This window comes from Acinetobacter sp. AB03, assembly GCF_058107045.1.
Genome location: NZ_JBUEBA010000085.1, coordinates 1 through 485 on the forward strand (window position 1 = coordinate 1; position 485 = coordinate 485).

Annotated in this window: 1 protein-coding gene; it reads right to left on the reverse strand. The window is 39.6% G+C overall.

Annotation, left to right across the window (positions count from 1 at the left end; genetic code table 11):
• Positions 1-22 precede the first annotated feature (22 nt).
• Positions 23-485: IS6-like element IS1007 family transposase (locus ACY3FQ_RS18680; RefSeq protein ID WP_489774633.1), on the reverse strand; the 463-nt coding region annotated here is incomplete at its 5' end.

Below are 485 nucleotides of genomic sequence, written 5' to 3' on the forward strand. Positions count from 1 at the left end.
ATGATTTTCCCTTCAAAAAAGCTTAGAGACCGAAAACTCTATTTACTAGCCAAACTTCTCCTAGAATATTACCGTTATAAAATAATGAAGCTTGTCCTTTGCGTAGAGCACGCATAACCTCAATTCCTTTAATTGTGGCATAAGCCGTTTTCATAGACTTGAATCCCAACGTAGCCTTGATGATCCGTTTGAGCTTGCCATGATCACATTCAATCACGTTATTCTTGTATTTAATCTGTCGATGGTCCAGGTCTTCAGGACACTTTCCTTCCTGTTTTAGTCGCGACAAAGCACGGCCATAGGTATGAGCCTTATCAGTGTTTATGACTCGTGGAATCTGCCATTTTTTGACATGATTCAAAATCTTACCAAGAAAACAATAAGCTGAATGGGTATTTCGTCTAGCAGAAAGATAGAAATCAAGAGTATGGCCACGTTGGTCAACTGCACGGTATAGATATGCCCATTTGCCATTCACTTTTACG